This window comes from Paenibacillus sp. J22P277, assembly GCF_059383675.1.
Genome location: NZ_JBXENS010000005.1, coordinates 779,523 through 805,332, shown reverse-complemented (window position 1 = coordinate 805,332; position 25,810 = coordinate 779,523). Strand labels below are relative to the sequence as shown.

Sequence of the window (25,810 nt, the reverse complement as noted above, 5' to 3'; positions counted from 1 at the left end):
TTGGTGTAGTATTTTGACTGGTATGCGGGGAATTTCGGCGAAAACGACAAAAAGCCGCCCCGCGGCCATGACCATGACCAGGGGCAGCCGCCTCGTACAACGCTACCGGCGCGCTTTTCCGCCGGATTGCCGCGTCGTGCTATTCGTACCTTCCTTCACGCCGGCGAGTTTCGCCTCCACGTTTCGTTTCATCTTGTCGAGCAGCGCCTTCGGTTCGCCCTGCAGCTGGACGGCCAGGTTCTGAACGCGGTACATCTCGTTCCACATATAACCGCCGACGGGAGAAACCGGACGGATGCGGGCATGCGCCAGCAGCTTCACGAACACCTTTAAATTCTCCTTCTCGTTCAAGCCAAGCCTGGCGTTGACTTCCGGTATGGAGGTCAGGTCGTTCTTGCTTGCCGCCCGGCCGGCCCACAGAAGCGAGCCTTCCTTGCCGGCGATGAAACGCATGAACCGCCACGCCTGCTCCCGATGCTTCGCGCCCTTCGGCATCGCGAACGACCAGCCGCCCGACCAGGAAACGTCGGCGTTGCCGTCAACCGTCGGCATCGGGACAACGCCCCATTCGAACGGCGCCGAATCGATATCGTTCAGCAGCCAGTTCCCTTCGATCGCGAAACCGACTTTACCGGACATGAACGGATTCGTGCCGGATTGCCTGAGCGCGTCCGAGAAGGCGGCCAGCTTCCCGGCATCGTACTTCTTGGCATACCCCTGCATCCATTGCAGCGCGTGCACGATGCCGGGATCATTGGGCGTCAGTTTCCCGTTCCGCTCCCATTCTCCCCCGAACGCCCAGCCATAGGTATAGAGGAAGCCCTGCGCCTGCCAAGGAATTAAGCCGACTTGCTCGTAGGGCCCTTTGCCGTCCCGCTTGAACATGCGCGCGGCCATATCGTCAAGCTCGCCGATGGTTCTCGGCGGTTTATCGGGATCGAGCCCGGCTTCCTCCATCAACGTTTTATTGTAGAACATCGCGCGGTTGTCCGTATTCCACGGAAGCGCGTAGGTCTTCCCGCCGTACTGCGTCTCCGACCAGACGCTGGGATAGTAGATGCCCGGCATGCCGCCCGCTTTCGCTTCCTCGGTAATGTCTTCGAGCGCGTCTTTCGCCGCCCATTCGCTCACGATGAACCTGTCGATCATCGCGACGTCCGGCGCCGCGCCGCCCGCGATGGCGTTCAGCAGCTTGTCGGAGGCTTGCGAATTATCCGAATTCTCCACGAAGGTCATGCGAACTTTAATGTCGGGGTTCTCCTCCTCGAAGGGCTTGACCACCGTATCGTAAAATTCCTTCTCGAAGCCTCCGCCCCACGGAAACCAAAAGCTGATCGTCACCGCATCGGGATTTGAACCCTCTTCGTAGGCCGAAGACGGACTGCTCTCGTTCCGGTCCGCGCTCGACCCCAGGTACAGCCCCTGGTCGCAAGCCTCGAGCAGCAGCCCGACTGCGAATAGAACGAGCAGCAACGAGAGAGCCGTTTTCTTGCGCAGCAACAGCTTCTTCACCATCGAATGCCTCCTTCGTTAAGCCTCGCGCTCCGGCTTCCCGCCGTTACCCTTTCCGCGAGCGGTCAGCCGATGAGTCTTGACGGAATTTTCCGCAAGAGCGGAATCGTCAACACGACGCGGGTTCCCTGCCCGCAGCTGCTCTCGATCTCGATGCCGTATTGCGGCCCGTAGGCGATCCGGATCTGGGCGTTGATATTGCGGAGCGCGAAATGGCTCCCTGCGATATCCGCTTCGCCGCGCAGCAAGCGCCGCAGCTCGGCCAGTTTTTCGGCCGGCATCCCCTTGCCGTCGTCGACGACGATGAACTTCAGGCAGCTGTCCTTGCGAAGAAACGACACATCGAGCCGTCCCTTCCCGGGCTTCTTCTCCAGCCCGTGATAGATGGCGTTTTCGACAAGCGGCTGAAAAATGGATTTCAGCACCTTGTACTCCCCTAGCGTCTCGTCCACATGCAGATACAGTTCGAATTTATCCCGGTAACGGATCTTCTGGATCAGAATATAGCTGTCGATCAATTGGACGATCTGACCGATATCCACCTCGTCCTTGCCTTCGCTTAAGCTGAGACGCAAATATTTGGACAAGCCGAACACCATCGTGCTGATGTCGTCCACTTTATGGATGCGAGCGATCCAATGCACGGAATCGAGCGTGTTGTACAGGAAATGAGCGTTGATTTGGGAACCCAGCATTTTCAGCTGCAGCTCCTGTTCCAGCAGCTTCTGCACGTACAGCTCGTTGATCAACGCTTTGATCCTGGACACCATGGCGTTGAAATGAATGAAGAGATAACCGAATTCGTCTTCCCGCTTATCCGCGATGCGTACATCGAAATCGCCGTTCTTGGCTCTGCGCATGGCGCAAATCATTTTATGAAGCGGCCGGTGTACCGAAGAAGCGATCAGGGCGGCAAGCAAGATGCCGATCGCGGAGCAGAACACGCCAAGCGTCAGCATGTACCACCTGATATCGCGGGCTTCCCGCTTCAAGTCCGCTCCCGGCAGCATGCCGACGAGCGTCCAATCCGCGGATTCCAACCGGTCGTAGACGACCAGCTTCTTCTCTCCGCCGATCGCGCGGCTGAACATGCCCTGTTGCGCCCGCGATGCGGGCAGATCGAACTGGGTCGCGCTCAGCATGCCGTCCTTGTCGCCGACGATACCGCCGTCCTTGTCGATGAGGATGTTCATGCCCGAGCCGTCATAGTCGATCTCCGACAGCAGCTCCGTAATCTCCGCCGCATTCACCTCGTACAGCAGCACGCCGATGATCTCGCTGCGGTTGCCCACGTCCCGCTCCGCCCGGCCGAAGGAAAACACGGGCTCGGCGCCCGGATTTTCGCCTCTGATCATGGAAGGCCCGATGCCGAAGTACACCACGCCTCCGCCCGCGTCGCGGATTCTCCCGTACCAGGAGGTATTGGAGAAATCGGAGGCGTACGAATTATAGACCGGCGAGGAATCCCGAGGGGAATAACGAAAGGACTCGCCCAGCTCGCCAAGCAAATAGATATTCACGATATCGTTCCTGGCATTGACCAGGTTTGCCAGAAAAGCCGTATTGGCACGGTTGTTGTCGATTCGCTCCAACTCGCTGTAGAAGTTGCCGGCAAGCTGTTTCTGGATGTCTTTGTTGCCGAACACCAGCATGGAACGTTCCTCATAGCCCGTCAAAATGGCATCGATCCGCTTGCTCATCTGCAGCACGTTTTGAAGCGCCATCCCGCCCACCTTGGATTCGATGATTTCCGTGGATTTATCGTAAGAGAAGTAGCCCATTACGGCGATGATAACGAGCATGCTCGCCACATAGAATACGAACACCTTGGCTCTGACCGAAGCCAGATTGGATTTACGGAAGATCTTCGGCATCTGGACTCCTCTTTTCCTAAGCGCCGTAATTGCGGAACTGGGCCGGGGTCATCCCTTCCCATTCCTTGAAGGTCTTCACGAAATGGCGAAAATCCTTATAGCCGACGAGGTCCGCGATCTCGTAAATCTTCAAGGGCGTCCCCTCGAGCAGCTCCTTGGCTTTGGATATCCGCATGCGAATGAGGTATTTGCTGAGCGGCTCGCCGACTTCCGCATGGAATACTCTGCTGAAGTACGAAGGATTCAGGTAAATGCTCTCGGCGACGTCACCCAGACTGATGCCAAGGTGAAAATTGTCATGAATGAAGCATAGCGCTTTATCGATGATTCGCTTCTGACTCTGACCGGAGCCGTTGGCGGCCGGATGCTTGATCAGAAAAATCGCCATGACAGTTTGCTTCCAATCGTTCAGCGGGCACCGGTAGAGCCGGGACTTGATGCGGTTTACGGTCGCGGTGGATTTGAAGTGCTCCCGCCATCTTGATAGAAACAGGTCGATGAAGAGGTTCAATTCGCAGCGGATCGCCATGGCCGGCCGGCGTTTGACGCATTCGAAGAGCAACGCCAATTGATCGTCCAGCAAAGCCGCCAGCCTGCTCTCGTCGGACAGGAGCATGGCGCGGACCATCCGATTGGTCAAGGAGGTATCCAGCAGCTCCGTTTTATTCGCGCTATGCACGGTCTCGTCGGAAGACGACTGCTTCTCGTTTCCCGTATCGGCCGATGGCCGATCATGGGCTCTCGTGCCGACTGCGGCCATGCCGAAATTCACCGGCTGCCGGTTTTCCTCGGAGGAACGGTATACGCGTCCTTCGCCGTGAACGAAATAATCCAGATTATATGTAAGCGCTTCCCTGAATGCGAAAAAAAGTTTTTCCCGCTCCGCCGTCCTGCTGACGCCAACGCTGATTCGAATGCCCAATAGCTGCCGCGTCCTAATGATTGCCCGCTCCGCCCCGCGAAGTATCGCTCCGGCGTCCGCGGTCGGAGATGCTTGCCCCGTTGCCGACCCGAACGATGCCATGATAGCCGCATCCGCGAATTCATGTCCATGCAGCGGACAAGCAAGCGCGCGCACGCCTTCTTCGGCAAGTATTTCCTCCATGAGCTTGCCCAGTGCATAGCGCAGTAACGAGCATCCGTTTTCGTTCAAGCCCCTCTCGCCCCAATCATGAACGACGGCGGACAAGACGACAACCCGAGCCGGGTCCAGGTCGATATCGAGTGCCTTCCAGATCGGCTGCAGCTCGTGATCGGCCATCGGTCGCGACACGCACAGCTCCAGATGTTTCTGCTTGGCGAGCGGGACGCTTTCCCGTGCAAGATCCGTCAGTTCCTCGAGCCGCGAGGACAACTTGCGCCTCTGCATGATATCGGCGGCGCACCGGTCGACGATACTCAGCAGCACCTGCTCTTCAATCGGCTTCAAAATATAATCGAATGCTCCCAGCTTGACGGCTTTCTGCGCATAGCAGAAATCGCTGAACCCGCTGATCAGGATGATTCGCACGTCAATACCGCGGCGTTTTGCTTCTTCCATCAGCTCCATCCCGTCCATGGCAGGCATCCGAATATCCGAGATCACGATGTCGGGAACCTCCGATTCGAGCAGCTCCAGCGCCTGCTGTCCGTTCTCGGCTTCGCCGACCAACCGAATCCCGTGCGTCGGCCAATCGATGGTCTGCTTCAAGCCCTCCCGAATCCAAAGCTCGTCGTCAACGATGATGAGTTTCAGCATTTCCTTCGCTCCCTTCCCATTGCACCAAGACTTGCACGATGTGCTGTACCTTTCATCTTACCGAAGCGGGAAGCATTGCATAACGATGTTGTTTTTGGATTTGGTGTGGTATTTTTGCTTTTCCAAGTTATCCCATTCGTACTTCCGATTGAAAAACGTCAGTTTTGGACGGATTATGAACTGCTCCCCGTCCAGTAGACAGTGCCTCCTTGTCCCCCTGTTTTGTGTCCTTGGACATAAGCGACGTCATCGGCTTCTTGCCGATCGTACTTTTCTGGGGGATATCCCATCCTAAAAAAAGAATCCGCTGTTCAGCGGATTCTTCTTTCTTATAGATTCGATTACATCGGTTGAATGGGATTGCCCTTCAAGATGTCTTCCACTTCTTGGTAGCCATCAAGGTAGGCAAAGTTATAACGCGCCGGAAGCGCGAACACGTATTTGTCATTGCGTGTTAGTTCGCTTGGTCCCATAGGCGCTGCGCCGATGAAAAACTTCTCCTGCTGAAGCGCGTTCCATTGATCGATCGTAAAGACATATATAGGGATATCCTGCCTAGGCTTGTCGGCTGTCCATTCGGGATGGCGGATGCCGATGGACGCGCCGCTTTCTACGACCTTACCGTCAGTCGCATCCTGCCCATTCCATTTGTCCGTTACGATCGTGTACCCTTTCCAACTGTCCGGCAGCGTGAAACGGAAGCCATATTGGGTATTCTCATAGACGGTTTGGTCAGCTTGATTCGCTTGTGCAACGACGGGTACTGCCTGTTCAGCATGATTCGCTTTGTTTGCGGACACTACGGCCGGTACGGATACGGCGACAACAGCCAGCAGCAGCAGCAGCGCTGCGGCTCCCTTGTTTTTCTTTTTCATGTTCATTTCCTCCTCAAGAGCTTTTCGTTTTATTTTGACCTTCATTCACTGCCGTGAGCGTATGTCGCGATGCCGTCATGGAGCTTACCGCTTATTTTCATTCGAGACAAGCGACGGTTCAATTACAACCTCATATTACCTAGTCCAGCCTCGACAGGAATGACAGAACGGTAACGAAACGGCTACAATCAGGTAACGGCGGATTCTGCCTGCAGGAATGACAAAAGATGATGGTTTGGAAGGTTTGTCCGTATCCGAAAGCGACTCGGTAAGATTGGATGTTCTTGTCCCGATACGGCTATGGATAAATGTTCTTGCCATCCGACAACGCAAAAACACCTTCAAGTTATCCACCATATCTTACGGACATGGTCATTTCGCTTGAAGGTGTTTTAGTTGTCCCACGTTACGGGATCAGTCCCGACTTCGTTGCATAGAGTTGTCGTCCCACATTCAGGACGTCGACCTCCCGAATCGTTAGCGGCGTCATGCCGCAAAGGTCTAACGGAAAAACTCTTTGAACAGCTTAATGGCCGCTTCCGGGTTCTCCTCCATGATCCAATGTCCGGTTTTCTCCAGCTTCACCGTCTTTGAATTCGGCGCATGCTCGTTTAAGAACTGCTCCAGCATAGCGTAACCGGACACGCCGGCGATGCCGAGCGCGGGCACGGACAACGGCTTGTACGTTTTCAACGTTTCGATATCTTCCCTGAACGTCTTGTACCATTCATTGCCGGCGCGAAGCGCATCGGGCTGGGAATAGGCCGCAAGGTAAACCTCGCGTTCCTTCTTGCTGAGCGCATCCTTGGTGTAGCCCATATAATCGTAAATCCAATTATAGACGAGATCCAGCTGTTTGCCCTGCAGCATCTGCTCCGACAAGCCCGGGATGGTATTGGTGGCAAACCACCAGTAGAACTTCGCACGTTCGGGATTGCTCTCGTCGTACACGCCCGGCGGCGGCAAGATCGGGATTTTCAGGAAGTTATCATTCGGATGCGAAGCATCCATCAGCACGACTTTCTTCGTGGCTTGCGGGTAATTGGCTGCATAGGCGTACGCGATCGTCGCCCCGATATCATGTCCGGCGATGTAGATGCTCTTGTATCCGAGCGCTTTGGCCAATTCATGAATATCCGTGGCCATCGTCTTCTTGTCATAGCCCGACTGGGGCTTGTCCGAACCGCCCATGCCCCGGTATTCCACGACATAGACATGATAGTGCTTGGCCAGCTCCGGCATCATATTGCGGAACGAATACCAGGTTACGGGCCAGCCCGGCAGCAGAAACAACGGCTCGCCCTTCCCGCCCTCGACATAATGAAGCTTGACGCCGTGCGCTTCCATGTAGCCGTTCTTGAAGCCCGGAAGCTCTTTGACGAGCTCTTCGTCGGACAACGACTTATCGGGCGCCGGTTTGGCTGCTGCGGTTAGCGCCACTTGCTTTGGATTGATATCGGCGGCGCGCTCGCCGTCTTGCTGATTGCTGTTTCGCGCGCAGGCCGAAAGCAGCATAAATGACGCAATCAGCAGTATTGCCGTGCATTTGGCCGGCCATCTCGATTGTTTCCCGAACATCGTAATCCCTCCTATATACATACATTCATCATTTTTCATGCTCATATGCTTGACTTACAACGGCTATCATTTCCCTTATCGGGCAATGTATGCGAAGCCTAACGTGGCCGAGGAAGGAATCCACGCGTAACGGCTTCCCACAAGGAACAGCCGCTCGACCTCATTCTGCTGCATTAAAGCGAACTGCAGCTTCGTCAGCGAACCCCCTTTCGTCTAAAAAGAGGAGCGACACCGTTGCAACCAGCAACGTCCTCTTGTTTTTTCTCCGCCGGCACTTCTGCTCTCTAATCGCAAAAGTTGCTCGGGCGAAGGGTTTCGCTCGTTCTTGCACCTTGATCTTACCAAGGATGACGGAGTGCCAAATCTGTTAAAGGTCATGAATATGCCAAAAAAAAAGCATCGCTTTCGGTCATTGCGCATGACTATTTTAAGTCGCAAATGCCAAAAGTAATGCTTCCAGTCGTTCTTGTCACCCACGATCATGCCTTCACGCTGCGAGCCCTCTTCCAGTATTAATTCTTGCTTTTCAATGTTCTAAGAATGAAGGATGAAAAATCATTTGGCTTGCGACCTAATATCCACGTTAAAACATTAGCATTACCGATCGATCCATGTTCATTGTAATGTTGAAACATCTTTAATGTTGTATTTACTTGATAGTCTCCTGATCCGCGCTTTTTTAATTGTGCTGCGAACATTTCGTCTTGAGGCGTTTCGACTTTGATCTCATGGCCAAAATGCTGTTCCATCGCTGCTATCATATCCGACAATGATAAATTTTCAGGCCCGGAAAGTTCATAGGAAGCCCATGTATGTCCCGGACGAGTAAGAATGATTGCAGCTGCCTCGGCTAAGTCTTCTAAGTCAATCATTCAAATGCGAGTTTCTTGAGTCGTAAAATACTTTTGTTGAAAGATACCTTTCTCGCTAAGCAGCTTCCAAGACTCGCGTATATTCTGCATCAATACGCCTGGCTGAATAATCGTATAGGGGATACCTGAATTCACCAGGAGCTCCTCGACCATGAGTTTTTTCTGATGATGCGGCATTTCTTGAATGACGGGATGTATGACGGAATGGAATACGAAATGTTCAACTTCGGCCAAGCGAGCTGCTTGTATGATTATTCGTCCGATTTGAACTTCATCGGGATTCATAGCTGAACAAATGTGGTATACAGCCTTAATTCCGACGAATGCCTCATTTACAGCCTTTTGATCCAGCATATCTCCTGTAACGACTTCCATCTCGCCTAATGATTTAATGTCCTCGATTTGTTCGGTTCTACGAACAAAAGCCCTTATCCGCTCTCCTTTAGATAGCAAAGCTTTAATTACCGCACGTCCAGTTTTTCCGTTTGCTCCAGTTATAAGGATCATCCTTATTTCTCCTTTATGTTAAAGTGCAGGCCGAACGCAAATTTTAATCCTATCGTTACCATGAGCGAGATAAATTAATCTGCGTAACCATGTTAATTAATGGAAACTAACTCGTTGTCCGTTGCGTAATTTACGATAATGGCAGCGGCTTCTGCTTTAGACTTGCCGCCTTTGGATTTGCCATTCAGATCCGTTGCGGTGAAACCGGCGTGACCGCAAACGATGCATAATAAAGCCATCATACTGGAACCCTTTTATTTAATCCAACGCATTTCATGTTATATTCTTATTGATTAGAAGGAATGATTGGGGTTGGAATTCGAGCTGAGGAAGTTGTGGCTAAGCGAATTATCCAGCCCTTGAACGTCAATGTCTTTTTTGGCTTCTCGATAAACCTAACGAAATATGGGACTCGCAGCGGTTCATACGCTCAGTCTGAACGAATGAAAACAACAAAAGAGCCGCGATTCTCGCGGCCCTTAATTAGATAATATTCTTGTCGCCCGAACGTGCATAGATTGAAAGTCTTAGTCAACGGCGTTGGAGATAACCTCGATATTACCGCGAGTCGCTTTCGCGTAAGGACACACCTTATGTGCTTCATCGACGACTTCTTGAGCGATGCTGCGATCAATGCCTTTTATCGTAATATCCAACGTCACAGCCAACGCATAGCCGTCGTTTGCATCCTTGCCGAGCGTTACGTTTGAAACAATGGAAACCCCTTCCGAATTGATCTTTTTCATTCGCATGACAGTTCCCATCGCGCCTTCAAAACAAGCCGCGAAGCCTGCCGCGAACAATTGCTCCGGATTTGTTCCCTCGCCGTTACCGCCTAATTCCTTTGGGTAACGCAAATCCACGTTCAACTTGTCATCGTTGGACACCGCTTTGCCCTCTCTTCCGCCTTGAACGTTAACAGTGGCCGTGTACAGTTTCTTTTCAATTTTATCCATTTTCGCATGCTCTCCTCTTCATCTTCTCTACTCGCATTGGGGACATCTAATCGGATTCAGTGCGGATGAGCACCGGGATTACCAGTAGCAATCCATGTAATATTCATTTTCCTCCACCCATTTCCCATAAGTCCGCAGAATTTCTTTCAGTCGCGAGCAGGAACTCGTTAAACTATTCATCAATAGAATGCGCAGCATATGCCCAAATCCTCTCTGAACAAAATGTGTAGACCACGTTGTCTGACATTCAAGGCTTAGTGCACGGGCCGAAGGGTTCACTCGTTCTTGCACCTTTATCTTACCAAGGTGGATGGAGTGCCAAATCTGTTAAAGGTCATGAATTTCGCGAAAAAAAAGCATCGCTTTTGGTCATTGCGCATGACGATTTTCATGCGCAATGACCAAAGTAATGCTCCCGTTCTCAGATCGAATGAGAATCGGAAAAAAGTGTAAGCACCTCGCCAGCTCTCTTTGAGACAGCCCATCTTTTTAGGTTTAAATTACGTTATTACGGATAGATTGCGCAGCCATCAGCTGCATGGCCCGAGATTACGCCCGCAACAATAACATTCCGTTATCCGAAAAGCCCGCTTCGATTAAGAAGCGGGCTTTCGGTGATTTCATGGCAGATTCAGTATTCCTATTCAATAAATCTACAGACATAGTTGATGCCCGTCAACGGAAGCGGTTCCCGGTTAAGCCGAAGCTCGATCAGCGTTGTCGTGAAGGGGTAAAAGAACTTGACTTCGCCTTCGCCAAGCAGGCTGGACAGATCGAGTTTGGCATGCCACGTTCCTTTGTCGCTGTAAACCTCTAAATCCTCCATCGGCACGCTGGTGAATCCGTGATAAGTGACCAGCGACGACCCGGAGGACGCGATCACGGTCAATGTCAGACTCTCCAGGGATTCGGGATCCAGCTCATCGAGGTTCACGTGGAAATTTCGCAGGCTGGAATCCCCGCTATACGTGTGGACGTCGACATCGAAGCATTCAAGCTCCTCGTGCTGCCCGTCGTTTCGTTTGCCTTCCAGCCGGATGTAATAGTCGCGAATCGGGTCCCCTCGCTCGTCCGTAGCCCGGATCAAAAACTGCTGCCATTGGGTCAATTCCGCGATCACGTCGCGCGTGCGGCTGGCGGCGTCATTCAGCCACAGCTCATGCGCCTGCGAATCTTCAACGCCTAATGCGGCATAAACCATATCGGCCAATCCTTCGGAAGGTTGTCCAATGATCGAACCATGGTCCGCGCCTTGGACCGGAAACATCGGAATGTCCACATTGCTCCAATTCGAAAACGAGATCCTGTTATCGACCTTGGCATTCGTCAGATCGACCTTGATCTTCCGGACATTAAGCCCGCAGCCGGCCATTCTCACCGTCCCGTCCGTGCCGGGCTCGCTGATCAGCTTCTTGATGCCGCCATACCCCTCCGTACCGCAGAAAATATACACGTACGGCGTATCGCCGTGAGAACCGTAATAAGGCAGCGTACCGAACAAATCCTTCTCCGCAAGGTCCCACGTAAACCGGCTTCCCAATTCCAGCGCGTCCAGCACGCGGTCGCCCGCTTCGAGGAAATCCGGTCCCAGTTCCTTTCTGCCTTTAAAGACGCCGCCAAACCAGCTTCTGCCCTTGTGCGCCAGCGGCGAGCCGAACGTAGCTGGCGCGAGTCCGATCAGATGTTTCAACCGGTCCCGCCTCTTCGAATAGACGGCGAGCCAGGAACGAAGGACCAGCATTCCGGTCGAATGCACGATCGCGTCGAACTGCTCATCGTCTTTCAATCCGATTCTTTCCCGGAGCGCGCGATCGAACCCTTCGGCAATGTCGGGAATGGTCACCTCGTTGGTTAGCGTTTCATAGGAACAGACATGGATGTTCTGACGATCATAGCCCCGCTCGGTTAACTTATCCACCCACGCGCGAAAGGACTCTCCTTTATCGGAATAGCCATGAATCAAGACAATCGGCCGCTTCGCCATAGGTACCCCCATCAATTCGTCCTCTGAAAAATAGAAAACCGTCTAGCATTCACATATAAAACGATAAAAGCCCTGCATCCATGCCCCGATCACTTGCTTCGTGCGGGGCGAATCACTAATGATAGAAATAGACTTTTTCGGTTTCACCGTCGAACGACGCTTGACCGCCAAGCAGTTCGGCGGCCGCCCGGACACCGATATAGGCGCTGCCGTCGATCAACGTGAACGCGGTGACCGATTTTCCGGCCACATAGGGCATGGCCTCCGACGCGTTCCATTCCACGGACACGTCAAGCGCCTCGGCCAGTTCGCGCAGCGGAAGATAGGCATGGCCGCCGATCAGCCGCCCGTGAGCGGCAAGCTTATCGTTGACGACGATCTTGACGGCGTCTTCGGCCGTCGATTCGGACTCGGCCGGCGTGCCGGCATACTTGTCGAAGAACGCTTTCTCCATCGCGTTGACGTCGACGTTGCCGGCGATGCCGGCGACGGTCCCCTCGCTCGTGTACTGGAACACGGCCCATTCCGACCAGGTGTCGTTGGCCATGGGCCGTTCCGTATCGTAATGCGCAATCCACAGCGGCCATTTTCCGAGCGGCTTCCGTAGATTCGATTTCGCGAAACTCGCGCCCGTGTAGAGCATCGCCGGATGGCCCGTAAGCTTCTCGACCGTTTCCAGCCATTCGACGCACCATGCCGTCAACTGCTCATCGGGAACGTCGGCCGCCGTTCCTTCTACATCCAAAACATGCGGGAAGTCGGCCGCGTATCCCGATATCGCGTTCGCGAAGTTGGCCGCCTCCTTGCCGGCATCGTTCAGCTCCGGATGGGCGTAATGGTAAAAACCGACCTTCAATCCTGCCGACGATGCGCCTTGGGCATTCGACGAGAATTGCTTGTCATGGCCCGATCCGCCCTCCGTCGCCTTGACGAAGACGCCGGCCACCGCATCCGTCTTCACCTTCGCCCAATCGATCTTTCCGCGATCATTCTGATGGTGCGACACGTCGATGATCTTTAGATTCGTTGCTGATTTGGCTTGCATTGGCATCGGCCCCTTTGCTTGAGTTTGCAGTCGCGTTTCCTGCCGTATTTCATAAAAAAAGCGAAAGGGCCATTGGTTATCGGCCCTTTCGCGCTATTCTTCGCGCGTTACTGGAGTGCCAACTCGAAATGATCGAAGGCAGCCCAGTTATTCGCATTGGCGTCATGCCAAATTCCAACCTCGATTTGCCCATTTGTGACTTGGATGTTGTTTATCGTGTATGGCGTGTAATTCGTAACCGGGCTTGTCCCGATATTCGCCGACAGCTCGGCACCGCCGTAATCTTTCGCATAAAGCTTCAGCGCATTCTGCCCCCCGCCGGAGCGCGCCCATACGCTGGCCTTGTACAGACCGTTAGGCACATTAACCTTTTGCGCCGTGATTTGCTGGTATCCGGACGATGCCCAATGCGTCAGCTTGTAGCTTCCCGTATAGGGTTGATCTTTATCGACTTTGTGCGCCAGCACAAGGTTGTGCCACTCGAACCAGCCGGTCAAATCTCCCGTCTCGAAGTCCGGATTCGCCAACAGGTTCTGGCCTTGCGGTCTTGCGAAGCTGAGCCAGTTGAGATTGAATCCTGCTCCGCTTGCGTGGACGCGCAAGGTGGACTGGCCTGCGCTTAGATTCGCCGTCGCCGAGATCGTCTGCCAGTTCTGCCAGCCTCCCGTGTTCGGCACGGAGGTAGTCGCGAGCACGTCGGAGCCGGATTTCAGTTGAATCTGGCCGGTCGTTCCCTGGCTTGCGACCCGGTACTGTACCGTATAGACGCCTGCCGCAGGGACGTTCACTTTGTACTCCATCCAGTCGCCGGCGTCGATCCAACCGACGTTTTGCCCGCCGCCCGCATCGGTCGTCGTTTCCAGCTGAACGCCGTTCATCGCGCTGAACTTCTCCGCTTCTATCTTGGCCGGAAGCGTCACGCTCTCCGGCGTGCCGGCGCTTCCGTCGCGTGCATACGCGCGGACGTAATCGATCGTCATCGTTTGCGGGAACGCCGTGGAGCCGTCCGGGTCACCGTCGAAGTTGCCGCCGACCGCCAGGTTCAACAGGAAGTGGAAGCGTTGATTGAACGGCGCCGGGCTTGCGCCGCCCGAACTGTACCATTCCGATGCTCGGCGCGTCTGGTACAGATTGCCGTCGACATACCACCTAATCTCGTTCGGTTCCCATTCCACGGCGTACACGTGATAGCCCTCGTCAGGAAGGGTATAGCTCGAACCGATATACTTCCACGGATTTCCGAAATGGATGGTGCCCATGACCTTGAGCGGATCCGAGCCCCGCTGTTCCATGATGTCGATCTCGCCGCTGATCGGCCAGGCGCCGTATTTCCAATCGGTGGGAAGCATCCAGATGGCCGGCCACATGCCCTTTCCGCGAGGGAGCTTGGCGCGCGCCTCGAATTTGCCGTACGTCCAGTCTCCTTTGTTCGTCGATACCAAGCGGGCGGAGGTGTACGCCATGCCGTTGCTGTTTTCATGAATCGCTTTAATGACCAAGTGCCCCGTGCCGTCCAGATAAGCGTTCTTCGTGCTGTCGGTGTAATACTGCTTCTCGTTGTTCCCCCATCCGCTTCCGCCGATGTCGTATCCCCATTTGCCCGGGTCGGGAGGCGAACCGTTCGCTCCGTCGAATTCGTCGCTCCATACCAGGCGCCAATTGTCACCGCTCATCGTGTAGTCTCCTTTTCATGTTGGAATGCCGGATCTATTAGCAAGAAAGATTGTTGCCCGGGTTCACGCCGAGAATCCCGGTAATCCGTTTATATTGCTCCACCCGGCTTTGAACCGGCCCGCCGCCGCCGCGGTTGCATTCCAATGCGCCGTTGATCGTTCGGATCGTTTCGCCGAATCCTCTGGATTGGACCATCGCGTCATGACCGGTCATCGAGCCAGCGCCGGTCTGCGTGTTCCAGAACCAAAGCGCCGTCTTCCAAGCTACGGAAGCGTCCTGCGCGACCAGATCCGGATTGCTCAGGAGCGGAAGCCCAAGCGCTTCGCCAGCCGCGCCGTAGTTGAAGTTCCAGCTGATCTGCAGCGGACCCCGACCGTAATATTGCTTGCCCGGCGCCACTTGGTAGTGGCTGTTATAGTCGGCGTAGTGCCCGTAGTTCGCGGTATTCTGCTCGACGATGTAATACAGTCCGCCGGTTTCGTGATAGACGTTGGCGAGGAATGCGGCAGCCTCTTGTTTCTTGATCGTCGCGTCGCCCGTATTCGCGAATCGGGGATAAGCGCCGGCGGCCGTGACCAAGCCCGAGTAGGTGTAGAACGGATTGCGCCCGGGGAAGATCTGGTTGAACTGTTGTTCGGTCACGAGAAATCCGCCCGGCTGCGTCGACTGCGGCGGCTGCGGCGAGGATTCCGCGCCCGATAGGACGAACTCTTCCCAGCCCGACGGAGCCGTTCTATTCGCGTACAGAACCGACCCCTCGTTCATATCCGCGGATACGTACAGATTATTGGCCAGCGCTTGCAGCGCGAATTTACCGTTGCCGCGATCTATTTTCTTGAATTTTTCCCACGCTTGGATGGACGTCGCTCTTGCGATCAACTTCGTGCCTTGATTCAGGTCGGCTGTCACGTACTTGTTGTTGGCCGCGGATAAAAACGATACGGTACCGTCCGAATTCGCGATGACAGTGAAGGTTTCCCATCCGGCAACAACCGTTCGGTTGGCGACGAGCGGACTTGCCCCTTGATCCTCCGCGGATACGTAATGATTGCTGAATGCTGATTTCAGAGTAGATGACAAGATAAAAACCTCCTAGTAATAGTTTGAGATACAAGAAATGATTATGAATACTATTATTTTTTTTAGCAATAAGGCTATTTACCCAAGTGTTAATGCTAAAAAATTACATTTATAAATATTAATTTTTAGTAAATATTATATTATATATCCTGAATGATGCCTGCGCGTTACAGCACGATCACAAACATGAGCGCGATCAAGGCTGGCTAGCCCTCGCGAACCAGATCGACCGCTTCGCTGTCGCGCCTCCGTAAAGGGCTGCGACGAGTACGTAAATCAAGAAGAACCATTGGATCGACTCTTCCGTTTGCTCATCGGGATAAAACAGTCCCCAAATCAGTCCCGCCGCAAGAAATCCATTGTACAGCCCTTGGTTCGCGGCACGCGCCTTGGTAGCCGCCGCCTCCTCCTTCGTCTTCATGCCGAAGGCTTTCATCGCGCGGGAAGTCGTCCACAAAAACATTTCCAGGATCAAAGTATACCTATGTTCCAAAGCGATTAATCCAACCGTTCTGTCCCGAAACTCCAAACCCCGCAAGGTATTTGGATTGGTTATATCCTCCAAATGTAGCGCTTCGCAGATCCTGCTTTCGAGGGCGCGTTCCCTCATCGTCTGTAAGCGCATAACGCTGCGTGCCTCCAAGCATGCAAGACAAAAAAACCGCGCATGGCGCGGCTTCAAAAGAGTCTGGCTTTCTAGTTCTTCGGCACGATCCGATCTCGACCTCGGGGGCGGTCCCGGCCGCTGCTTCTCTCGCATGCGTTTGCTTGCCGTCCCGGTCAATAACGCTACCTGCTGCCTAGACAACGACCGGAATGTCATCGATCCGCGATTGAAAGCCAATTTGGAGCTGTCGGACGTGGATCTGGTCGAGCGTTCGCTGCCAAAGTATGCTCGGGAGCGTACCAAAGAACCGCGGATCCCGATGCCTGCGCGATCCCGTGTCCGCTACCAATCCAAGGCAAAAACCGCCGACTCGTGAAGTAAACGGTTCTCGGCCGGCTGCTTCGAATCTTTCAACTATATGCGCCCCTATTCAAGTCCTTAGTGAATATTCACGACGATCTTGCCGAACTCGGGGCCATTCAGCTGCTGCATGTAGGCTGATTTCACGTCCTCGAACGCGAAACGCTCGCTGATAATAGGATGAATGTCCTTCCGTTCGATGAAGGCATTCATTTCTTCGAACAATTGGCGCGAACCGACGCGCACGCCTCGGACGGTGAGCGCTCTGAAGATGACGGGCTTCGGATCTATTTTCCCGATCGGAGGAACGATGCCGACCAAATGGACCATGCCTTCGATCCGAGCGGCGAGAATCGACTGTTCCAATGTAGTCGAACCTACCGTTTCCACGACATGGTCGACCCCGACATTGTCCGTCAAATCAAGGACCGCTTCATGCCAATCCGGGTTGCTTCGATAGTTGATGACATGGTCGGCCCCGGCTTCAGTCGCCCGAGCGAGCTTGGCGTCGCTGGAGGAGGTAATGATCGTCTTCGCTCCGAGCGCTTTTGCAAACTGGAGCGCAAAGAGGGCAACCCCTCCGGTGCCAAGAATCAAAACCGTCTGGGAGGGACGAACGTCCCGGACGGCATTCCAAGCCGTAACGGCAGCAGTAGGAAGCGTTGCTGCTTCTTCATAAGACAAGTTATTCGGCAATCGAACCAAACCCTCTTGGTTAAACACGCGAAATTCAGCCAAATTCCCATCCAGCCCATGACCGAGGGATGTGACGGAGTTAAACGCATTCGGAGTAATGGGACCGTAGAGCCAGTCCTGAGCGGTTGCTCCTGCAACGCGGTCGCCAATTACGAAGCGATCCACGCGAGAACCTACGGCCACGACCTCACCTGCTCCATCCGACAAGGGCACAGTCGGGCGGGCTAATTGAATCCCATGGTCACCTGAGATGTAGAACGTGTCCTTATAGTTGAACGAAGCCGCATGAAGCTTGACGAGGACTTCGTAAGGTGCAACTTCAGGTATTTCTTCCGTGGTCATTCGGAGTCCATCCAGGCTGGGTGTCGTCAATCGATATACGCGCATATCTTTCTTTACTAGACTCATTCGTCTCTGCCTCCGTAAATCGCCGCAGAGGCGAGTCGATGGTTGCAGTCGATGAATAGTATGGTTTTTTTTGTTGTCATCATTCTCTTCGTCCTTCCGTTGTTTCTTAGTCGTCCACTCTCGATTTCTGGTGCGTTTCCCCAGTTACGTCAGCATTGCAAAAACATCTTCCGATACGGGGGTAACGTCATCCAATCGTCCTTCGCGAACCTTGTTCGCCCAAGCGGGATCCGCTAACAAGGATCGTCCTACCGCGATCAGATCGAACTCCTCCCGTTTGATCTGTTCGTTTAAGGCATCTAGTCGCGCATATGGATGACCGTCATGCGCGGTGCCGAAGACATCCGCTTCAAGACCGACCGAACCGACGGAAATGGTCGGCTTGCCCGTCACTTTCTTGACCCATCCCGCCAAATTCAACTCGGAACCTTCGAATTCCGGCACCCAGAATCGGCGCGTCGAGCAGTGAAACATATCCACGCCCGCGTTCGCCAATGGCGTCAGCCATTGCGCGAGCTGCTCAGGAGTAGCCGCAAGCTTCGCGTCGTAGTTGTCCGCCTTCCACTGCGATATCCGAAGCACGATTGGGAAATCCGCTCCCACCGCTTCCCGGCAGGCTTGGATGACCTCTTCGGCGAATCGGTTGCGTGCCGGCAAATCGCCCCCGTAACGGTCCGTGCGGCGGTTCGTCTTCTCCCAAAAAAATTGGTCGATGAGGTAACCGTGAGCGCCATGAAGTTCGATCCCGTCGAAGCCGATGCGCTTCGCGTCGGCTGCAGCTTGTGCATAGGCATCCACGATGGAGGCAATTTCCGACTCGGATAATGGCTCGGACACCTGGTCACCTTGCAGATCCAGTCCGGACGGGCCGACAGGATGGGCATCCGAATCCGGAAAGTCGCTCATCTTGCGGGCCATGCCCGTATGCCAAAGTTGTGGCATGATTTTTCCGCCGGCTGCGTGCACCTCTTTTACGACCTGCGCCCAACCGTTCAGCGCGTCTTTGCCATAGAAATGCGGGATGTTATGGTCTGCTGCCGACGCGAGGTGATTGATGGTCGTACCTTCGGTAATAATCAGTCCGACCCCGCCTTCAGCGCGACGGCGATAATACGCGGCAACATCAGGACCAGGAACGCCGTGGGGTGAGAAATTTCTCGTCATCGGAGCCATTACGACTCGGTTGTGCAAGTTTAAGCCCCGCAGCGATAAGGGGCGAAATAATTCGGTTTTGTCCATAGCATTAACCTCCAAATTGCGTCATTACGTGATTAAATAATCAGCAAATGACAATATAGAAATCCTTTGCTTGAACATGAAGTCAAGTTAAGGATGAAAATAAAATGAATAAGCATTTATATAAAAACGGAATATTCAATTTTTTTCCGACGATAAGAAACTTTGATCGCTTTATTGCTCCATTAGGTGCGGCATAGTTTTGCTGCTCACTACATGCGTTGAATTAAGCGGAGTGTTCGCTCCCTGCTTGTTTTCTCTTCCCGAAAATCCAATCCATCGACAGTGCCCTGTCGCTACTGATCGCAAAATAGACGACGATTACAAGCAGCAAAAATTCAAGCTCCCAGCCTGCCATTTGACCGTTCCCCAAAAAACCGGCCGAGAATTTTGCCTTAACGATCGCACCGAACATGATTATGGCAAGAACGGTCGAGATGAACCTTGTTCCCAATCCGATCACCTTCCAATTTTTATCCTATAGACTTGTTCGAATCTTGCGTCATGCCCATTTCGCTTCTGCTCCCAATTTAAGGGAAACTGCTGATTAACTTCATTACATGATAATCACCCCTCTCAAAGGTTCTGTGAATCGAGACCAACTTTCTTTAGCAATTGAATTAATTGAAGCTTCTCTTCCTTGCTGATAGACGATAATCGATCTGAGATTACTTTCGCGTGTTTAGGAAATATTTCGCTCAATAATGCTTCGCCTGCTTCAGAAAGCAAGACCTGAACAGACCTCCTGTCAGTTGCCAGCAACTCGCGTTTGACGTATCCTGTTTTCTCCAACTTGCTTACCACGTAGCTGATGCTTCCGGCCGGAATCGAAAAGATCTCGCTTATCTGCTGGACGGAATGAGGCCCCTTGTTGTACAAGAGCTCAAGGATCATAAAATTCTCTCTGCTGATTCCGTGGCTTTCGATACTTTTTCTTGCACTGCCAATAAAAGATTCGTTGGCTTTCACCCATACCCGAAAAACTCTTAAATCCAGCTCGGTTTGATCATCTCCTGTATACATGTACAGGTCTCCTTAGAAGGTTTGTTACTCCGAAAGAATTGTCTACGGTGTCGGATTGATTAAGCATCTTCTTCTGGAGCACGAAATTTGTTAACATATTTTTATCATAAATTTATGATAAATGTCAACACTATACGTTTGTTCGCATCTGCCGCTTCTTAAATCGTATGGAGGTTCATAATTACATTCCCCTATTCCCTCGCTAATTAATCCATGGGATTACTGAGCCTATGCTTCCAACCCCGGCTTCACCATGCTTTGATAGCTCTATTGCCGTATGGATCCGACTGCAGTACCTCTATAGTCCGAATACACGCACTCCGCTTCAGAGCAAATCAGGCAGCGACAATCAGCCCAAGGCGTTAAACGCCTTAGGCTTTTGAGCGGCTATGCAGCGATGTTCGATTCGAAGTAAACCGTTCTTTTAAACGTAACTTATTTATTGCCGAGTTGTTCCGCCAAACCGATTAGAAGTCCATCATTTCCGCGAATGTAGCAGAGCCGATAAGAGTCCCCGTACTGAACCACTTCGCCAACGAGCTGAGCACCATGTTTAATGAGTCTGGATACCAACTCGTCAATGTCTGCAACGGTGAACATGACGCGTAGATAACCGAGGGCATTTACAGGAGCAGCTCGGTGATCCGATATGGCAGGCGGGGTTAGAAATCGCGAAAGTTCAAGCCGGCTGTGGCCATCCGGGGTAACCATCATAGCAATCTCTACACGCTGTGAACCCAGCCCGGTTACGCGACCGGCCCATTCACCTTCGACAGTAGTTCGCCCTTCGAGCTTCAAGCCAATTTCCTCGAAGAAAGAGATGGCATCCTCAAGGGATTCTACAACGATGCCAACATTGTCCATTCTTAGCAATTGGTTGTTTACCATAGTTTCATCTCCTTATGCGTACGAATTCATTACCTGATCATCTTCCTATTTATTCTATCAAGGATTCCTATATGAAAATACAGTAGATTCATGCATTTAATGATTTTTTAGATGATCGCTCATCAACAGAAGTAATTGATTTCATTATTATTATGAAATAGACTTATCTATCCGTTGGAGTTAAGCTAGCACATGTGATCGAGCACAACGGTCACGAACTACAATAAACATTCCTGAGGAGGATATAACATCATGAGTTTTGCTTCATACGAGAATGAATTTCAAGGTAAACGCGCATTAATAACGGGTGGAACAAAAGGGATGGGCTATGCAATCGTAAAACGGCTTGCCGCAGCCGGCGCAACAGTGCTCACGACGGCACGAACGCTCCCAAATGCCTACGATGTACCCGGCGTTCACTTCGTTCAAACCGACATCACGAAGTCGGCAGGCACGGCGCTTCTCGTCGAAGCCGTGAAAGAAAAGCTGGGCGGTGTCGATATTTTGATCAATACGGTCGGTGGTGCTTCAACTCCGCCTGGCGGCGCCCTGGCCTTGACCGAAGAGGACTGGCTCGAGACGCTGAACATGAATCTGCTTGGATCCGTCCGTTTGGACAGAAGCTTGCTGCCGATGATGGTGGAACAAGGCAAGGGCGTTATCATTCATGTGAGTTCCATTCAGAGAACGTTGCCGCTGTATGAGACAACACTGGCATACGCCGCGTCGAAAGCAGCGTTGACCAACTACAGCAAAGGCTTGTCTAAGGAGTTCTCGCCCAAAGGGATTCGCATCAACACGATCGCACCGGGTTTCATTCAAACGGAAGCGGCGGATCGGATGATCGACCGAATCGCGACGGTCGCCGGCAGCCGCGAAGCGGCTCTGCAGGAGCTGATGAATTCGCTCGGCGGCATTCCTATTGGACGTCCGGGCTTACCTGAAGAAGTTGCGGAGCTTGCTGCATTCTTGGTTTCCGATCGTGCAGCTTCCATTACGGGCAGCGAGTATGTGATTGACGGCGGTACGGTGCCAACCGTTTAATCCGTACATTGGATATCCAATTAAAGGAGGAGCTAGGAATGACTCAATTGCCAGCATCCGTGAAAACTTATTTTGATGCCGCAAATGCGGATCAGCCAGAGGTATTTATCGCCGCTTTCGACGAAAAGGCATACGTCTTTGACGATAACCGGGAATTCAAAGGGATTGAAGAAATCCGTAATTGGAGTAAGACCGATGTGTTCGCGGTACGTGTTCGCTTTGAAATAGCCGACGTATTAGAAAAGGACGGCGCATATGCGGTCACTGCGTCACTGGATGGCGACTTTAATAAAACTAATCTTCCCAATCCATTCTTGTTGAAACATACGTTTAAACTCTCTGGCGGTAAAATCCAAGAGCTGCAGATTTCTCTGCCTTAATAGAGTCAAATACATTTATAGACCCCTTATCCAGCTCGCTCCAGGCAAAGAAGGCCGCAGGATGATCCCGCGGCCGATCTTTATTAACGATTACAGAGAATTAATCTTCAGTGATTGTCATTTTGGATACTCATATAGACGAAAACTTTCTTATCCGGACTATAATCATTGCTAGTATGTCCCTTAACCCTCCACTCTGCGGTGTAACCTTCGGGCAATTCACGGCCTCCATTGCTTCCCCACGCCCATACGGTACCGTCGCTTTTCAGAGCCATGCTATGCTCGAAACCCGCAGTTATGGCGATAACCGAATCGAGACCCTATACTCAAACCGGAGATTCGCCTCCTTCTCTTGTACTTCCTCCATAGCCCAATTGGCCGGATCCATTGAATCCCCATGCCCAAACGGTTCCGTCCCGTTTAAGGGCGAGCGTATGACCTCCTCCTGATGCAACCAACGTTACATCCGAATTCGAACTTCCTGCTTCCAACGCGGAGCCGGAGTCGGCGGCGGCCTGTAAGGGCAGAAACAACGTCAGCAGCAGAAGCGCGCAAACTGAAGGCAAAAACCATCGTTTCATTCTACCCCCATACAGACAGGTTCCCTAAAGTGTTTGTGTTTGCCAAGAGAACGCAGGACGTGGCCAACGCCATCAAATGGGCCAACGAAAATAACGTCCCTGTTCGACCGAGGGGCGGAAGGCATTCCTTGGAGGTCAATCTGTCGCAGGTCAACGGCGGCTTAGTCATCGATGTAAGCAAGATGAAGAGCATTACGCTCAATAAAAAAAGAAGCACCGCCATCGTCGGATCGGGCAATACCGTGGGAAGAATCGCTAAAACGCTTGCGCCGCTAGGCTATATCGCTCCTTTCGGTGACAGCCCGACCGTTGGGATCGGCGGCATCACGCTTGGAGGCGGAATCGGGCCCCTGCAACGTACTGTCGGCCTCGTCAGCGACAATCTGATCGCGCTCGAAATGGTCGACGCAAAAGGCCGGGTGATTCGCGCCAACAAAAAACGCAACGCTGATCTCTTGTGGGCCTCCAAAGGCGGCGGCGGCGGCAACTTCGGCGTATACACCAGATACAAATTTAATGTACACTCCGCTCCGGAGAAGGCTACGGTATACCGCATCACCTGGCCGTGGAATCAGTTCCCCGAATTGCTCAAAGCCTGGCAGCGTTGGGCGCCATGCGTGGATACAAGGCTGGGCAGCGAATTTTCGATCGGTCCGAAAAAAGGCGGCAACGTTACCATGAACGGGCTTTTCCTCGGATCTAAAACGGAAGCGCTTCGCCTATTGCAGCCCATGTTGAGCGTGGGAACGCCAACGAGCAAGATCATTCGTTTATTGCCTTACCCGAAGGTCGTGGACTTCCTGCTGCCTCCCGATCCTGTCCTTACGCAAAGGGAGAGCAACCAATTCTCCAGCGGCTTCGGCCGGCGTCCGTTCCCTGATAAAGCCATCAAGTACATTCGTCGGTTTTTGGAGCAGGTAGAGGGCGAATTCGCGGGATTCTTCTTCCTCAACTGGGGCGGCGCCGTAAGCCGCGTAGCTCCTAGGGCGACGGCCTTCTACTGGCGTAAAGCGAAGTTTTATGTCGAGTGGAACAGCTCTTGGGTGAAGAAATCCGACGCGGCCAAAAATATTGCGATTGCTCGCGGATTGCGCAAGAAGCTGCAGCCTTACATCGTGGGATCCTATATTAACGTTCCGGACCAAGGGATCAAAAATTCCGGGCCGGTTTACTATGGCGCAAACTATCCTCGGCTGCGGAGAGTAAAGGCGAAATACGATCCGGGTAACGTGTTTAATAATCCGCAAAGCATTCCCCCGGCAACCGGCAAAAAAGGCAAGAGATAAGCAAGTGCCGCTGTCGAATCGCCGATAGCTTCCTAAACGTCTTCGATGGCGATCGTTCTGAATGAAAGACAGCTGCCATTATTGCCGGCAGCTGTCTTGTTAAGTATACCTATAAGGCTACCGTTTTCGTTGCAACTTCTTCTTGGAACGTTTGGTCATGCTCAACAAAAATCATGGTTGGATTAAAACTTTTAATAAGCGCTTCAACTTGCATTCGCGAATAAACATCAATAAAGTTTAGCGGCTCATCCCAAATGTATAAATGAGCTTTTTCGCATAGACTTTTAGCGATAAGCAACTTTTTCTTTTGTCCACCGGAATAATGAGAGATGTCTTTTTCAAACTGGACACGGTCGAAATCCATCTTGCGCAGGATGGATTTAAATATTGGTTCATCAATCTGATTTTCTTCAATAAAGTCAGATAACTTTCCCTTTAAATGAGACGTATCTTGCTGTACATAAGAAATGACAAGGCCAGAACTAACGTTCAACGTACCTGTATGCTCGAGCGGCTTCCCTAGAATCAGTTTTAAAATACTGCTTTTCCCACTGCCATTCTTCCCATCAAGTACTACCCGATCCCCTGCCTTGACGTTAAAGCTTATTGGCGTATTCACTAATTCACCATCATACCGAATAGCCACGTCCGTTAACTGAATCAGTTCTTTTGATTTGTATGCTAAAGGTTCTAATTGCAATAACTCCGTTTTTTCCACGTTTTTAAGCAGCGTCGACTTTTCTTCAATCGCCTTATTTTGCCTTGATTCCAGGTTCTTTGCACGTTTCATCATTTTTGCGGCTTTATGTCCTACATAACCCTTGTCCAATTTAGAACCGGAATTCGTAGTGCCATTTTTGGAAGCCTCTACTTGATTAGACCAATTGGCGGAACGTTTTGAAGATTGCTGCAGCCTTCCGATGTCCTTTTGCAAACGTTCGTTTGTTTTTTCCTCATGTTCCTGCTGTCGATCAAAATTCAGTTTCCAAGAAGAATAGTTGCCGCTTTGAACTTCGATATCGGCTCTGTTTATCGACAAGATGTGGTCAACGCAGCCATCCAAAAAGTTTCGATCATGCGAAATGAGAATAAATCCTTTTTTCCTTTTTAAATAATTCGCAACCATCTTTCGTGCATGGTTGTCCAGATGATTGGTAGGCTCGTCAATTAATAAAAACTGTCCTTCCTTCAAAAAAAGCGCAGCCAGCAAGACCTTCGTTTGTTCCCCATTCGATAAGGTTTCGAATGGCCGGTACATCGCTTCGGCATCGACATCCAAGTAGGATATTTCCCGAAGCAACTCCCAATCCTCTGCTTGAGGACATATCTCTTCTAATATATCATGCGTGAATCTGCTTTTATCCGAGACCGGATATGGAAAATAATTAAATTCTACGGAAGAAACAATAGTTCCGTTGTATTCATATTTTCCTAATAACAAATTGAAAAAAGTTGTCTTGCCTCGACCGTTGCGGCCAATAAATCCAAGCTTCCAATCCGTATCGATTTGAAAGTTAACCTCTTCAAAAATATTATCGAAACTGCTGGGATATGAAAACGTCAGGTTTTGTACATGAATCATTGACATGGTAGTTTCCTCCTTTTT

Annotated in this window: 23 protein-coding genes and 1 pseudogene; 3 read left to right on the top strand and 21 right to left on the bottom strand. The window is 52.0% G+C overall.

What is annotated here, in order from left to right; genetic code table 11:
* Positions 1–102: 102 nt before the first annotated feature.
* The 18 genes and pseudogenes from AC50YL_RS20780 to AC50YL_RS20695 all read right to left on the bottom strand — a co-directional run bounded on the left by AC50YL_RS20780 (position 103) and on the right by AC50YL_RS20695 (position 20,913).
* On the bottom strand, positions 103–1,515 hold the full coding sequence (locus AC50YL_RS20780) for an ABC transporter substrate-binding protein (RefSeq protein ID WP_494834394.1): 1,413 nt from the start codon (positions 1,513–1,515) through the stop codon (positions 103–105).
* Positions 1,516–1,577: 62 nt separating this feature from the next.
* Positions 1,578–3,386 carry a cache domain-containing sensor histidine kinase gene (locus tag AC50YL_RS20775; protein WP_494834392.1) on the bottom strand — a complete coding sequence of 603 codons (1,809 nt, stop codon included), beginning with the start codon at positions 3,384–3,386 and terminating at the stop codon, positions 1,578–1,580.
* A gap of 16 nt (positions 3,387–3,402) precedes the next feature.
* On the bottom strand, positions 3,403–5,124 hold the full coding sequence (locus AC50YL_RS20770) for a response regulator (protein WP_494834390.1): 1,722 nt from the start codon (positions 5,122–5,124) through the stop codon (positions 3,403–3,405).
* Positions 5,125–5,465: 341 nt separating this feature from the next.
* Positions 5,466–5,999: a hypothetical protein gene (locus AC50YL_RS20765; protein ID WP_494834389.1), complete on the bottom strand. Its 534-nt coding sequence runs from the start codon at positions 5,997–5,999 to the stop codon at positions 5,466–5,468.
* Between the two features lie 501 nt (positions 6,000–6,500).
* A complete protein-coding gene (locus AC50YL_RS20760) occupies positions 6,501–7,577 on the bottom strand; it encodes an alpha/beta fold hydrolase (RefSeq protein ID WP_494834387.1) in 1,077 nt (358 codons plus the stop codon).
* A gap of 512 nt (positions 7,578–8,089) precedes the next feature.
* Positions 8,090–8,449 (bottom strand): Rossmann-fold NAD(P)-binding domain-containing protein, encoded by a 360-nt coding sequence (locus AC50YL_RS20755; protein WP_494834385.1) that lies wholly within the window; start codon positions 8,447–8,449, stop codon positions 8,090–8,092.
* Entirely contained in the window at positions 8,450–8,956 is a 507-nt protein-coding gene (locus tag AC50YL_RS20750) for an SDR family oxidoreductase (RefSeq protein ID WP_494834383.1), read from the bottom strand. It lies immediately after the preceding gene.
* A 527-nt stretch (positions 8,957–9,483) separates the two neighbouring features.
* Positions 9,484–9,912, bottom strand: coding sequence for an organic hydroperoxide resistance protein (locus AC50YL_RS20745; RefSeq protein WP_494834382.1), 429 nt, complete (start codon positions 9,910–9,912; stop codon positions 9,484–9,486).
* A 640-nt stretch (positions 9,913–10,552) separates the two neighbouring features.
* Positions 10,553–11,908 carry an esterase/lipase family protein gene (locus tag AC50YL_RS20740; RefSeq protein ID WP_494834381.1) on the bottom strand — a complete coding sequence of 452 codons (1,356 nt, stop codon included), beginning with the start codon at positions 11,906–11,908 and terminating at the stop codon, positions 10,553–10,555.
* Positions 11,909–12,011: 103 nt separating this feature from the next.
* Positions 12,012–12,941 carry a GH25 family lysozyme gene (locus AC50YL_RS20735; RefSeq protein WP_494834379.1) on the bottom strand — a complete coding sequence of 310 codons (930 nt, stop codon included), beginning with the start codon at positions 12,939–12,941 and terminating at the stop codon, positions 12,012–12,014.
* A gap of 107 nt (positions 12,942–13,048) precedes the next feature.
* The gene (locus AC50YL_RS20730; RefSeq protein WP_494834377.1) at positions 13,049–14,614 is read right to left on the bottom strand and encodes a carbohydrate-binding protein; all 1,566 of its coding nucleotides are present in this window, start codon (positions 14,612–14,614) and stop codon (positions 13,049–13,051) included.
* 37 nt (positions 14,615–14,651) lie between these two features.
* Positions 14,652–15,695 (bottom strand): glycoside hydrolase family 19 protein, encoded by a 1,044-nt coding sequence (locus AC50YL_RS20725; RefSeq protein WP_494834376.1) that lies wholly within the window; start codon positions 15,693–15,695, stop codon positions 14,652–14,654.
* A 167-nt stretch (positions 15,696–15,862) separates the two neighbouring features.
* Positions 15,863–16,158, bottom strand: a pseudogene (locus AC50YL_RS20720) (DUF1304 domain-containing protein).
* Between the two features lie 582 nt (positions 16,159–16,740).
* The gene (locus tag AC50YL_RS20715) at positions 16,741–17,700 is read right to left on the bottom strand and encodes a zinc-dependent alcohol dehydrogenase family protein (RefSeq protein ID WP_494834375.1); all 960 of its coding nucleotides are present in this window, start codon (positions 17,698–17,700) and stop codon (positions 16,741–16,743) included.
* 210 nt (positions 17,701–17,910) lie between these two features.
* Positions 17,911–19,005 (bottom strand): NADH:flavin oxidoreductase, encoded by a 1,095-nt coding sequence (locus AC50YL_RS20710; protein WP_494834373.1) that lies wholly within the window; start codon positions 19,003–19,005, stop codon positions 17,911–17,913.
* A gap of 223 nt (positions 19,006–19,228) precedes the next feature.
* Positions 19,229–19,465, bottom strand: a complete 237-nt coding sequence (locus AC50YL_RS20705) for a DoxX family protein (protein ID WP_494834372.1) — start codon at positions 19,463–19,465, stop codon at positions 19,229–19,231.
* A 113-nt stretch (positions 19,466–19,578) separates the two neighbouring features.
* On the bottom strand, positions 19,579–20,025 hold the full coding sequence (locus tag AC50YL_RS20700) for a MarR family winged helix-turn-helix transcriptional regulator (protein ID WP_494834371.1): 447 nt from the start codon (positions 20,023–20,025) through the stop codon (positions 19,579–19,581).
* A gap of 435 nt (positions 20,026–20,460) precedes the next feature.
* Positions 20,461–20,913 carry a VOC family protein gene (locus tag AC50YL_RS20695; protein ID WP_494834369.1) on the bottom strand — a complete coding sequence of 151 codons (453 nt, stop codon included), beginning with the start codon at positions 20,911–20,913 and terminating at the stop codon, positions 20,461–20,463.
* A gap of 252 nt (positions 20,914–21,165) precedes the next feature.
* Here AC50YL_RS20695 and AC50YL_RS20690 point away from each other — a divergent pair, with 252 nt between their 5' ends.
* Together AC50YL_RS20690 and AC50YL_RS20685 are read left to right on the top strand one after the other, a co-directional pair.
* Positions 21,166–21,957, top strand: coding sequence for an SDR family oxidoreductase (locus AC50YL_RS20690; RefSeq protein ID WP_494834368.1), 792 nt, complete (start codon positions 21,166–21,168; stop codon positions 21,955–21,957).
* 38 nt (positions 21,958–21,995) lie between these two features.
* Positions 21,996–22,337: a nuclear transport factor 2 family protein gene (locus AC50YL_RS20685; RefSeq protein WP_494834367.1), complete on the top strand. Its 342-nt coding sequence runs from the start codon at positions 21,996–21,998 to the stop codon at positions 22,335–22,337.
* Positions 22,338–22,444: 107 nt separating this feature from the next.
* On the opposite strand, the gene AC50YL_RS20680 is transcribed toward AC50YL_RS20685, so the two are convergent.
* Positions 22,445–22,636 (bottom strand): hypothetical protein, encoded by a 192-nt coding sequence (locus AC50YL_RS20680; RefSeq protein WP_494834469.1) that lies wholly within the window; start codon positions 22,634–22,636, stop codon positions 22,445–22,447.
* A gap of 27 nt (positions 22,637–22,663) precedes the next feature.
* Complete coding sequence (locus AC50YL_RS20675) at positions 22,664–22,918, bottom strand: hypothetical protein (protein ID WP_494834366.1); 255 nt, start codon at positions 22,916–22,918, stop codon at positions 22,664–22,666.
* Between AC50YL_RS20675 and AC50YL_RS20670 the strand changes: the two genes are divergently transcribed.
* Positions 22,819–24,204 carry an FAD-binding oxidoreductase gene (locus AC50YL_RS20670; protein ID WP_494834468.1) on the top strand — a complete coding sequence of 462 codons (1,386 nt, stop codon included), beginning with the start codon at positions 22,819–22,821 and terminating at the stop codon, positions 24,202–24,204. The two genes, AC50YL_RS20675 and AC50YL_RS20670, sit on opposite strands and share 100 nt — an antisense overlap.
* A gap of 109 nt (positions 24,205–24,313) precedes the next feature.
* On the opposite strand, the gene AC50YL_RS20665 is transcribed toward AC50YL_RS20670, so the two are convergent.
* Positions 24,314–25,792 carry an Lsa family ABC-F type ribosomal protection protein gene (locus tag AC50YL_RS20665; protein WP_494834365.1) on the bottom strand — a complete coding sequence of 493 codons (1,479 nt, stop codon included), beginning with the start codon at positions 25,790–25,792 and terminating at the stop codon, positions 24,314–24,316.
* Between the last annotated feature and the right edge of the window lie 18 nt (positions 25,793–25,810).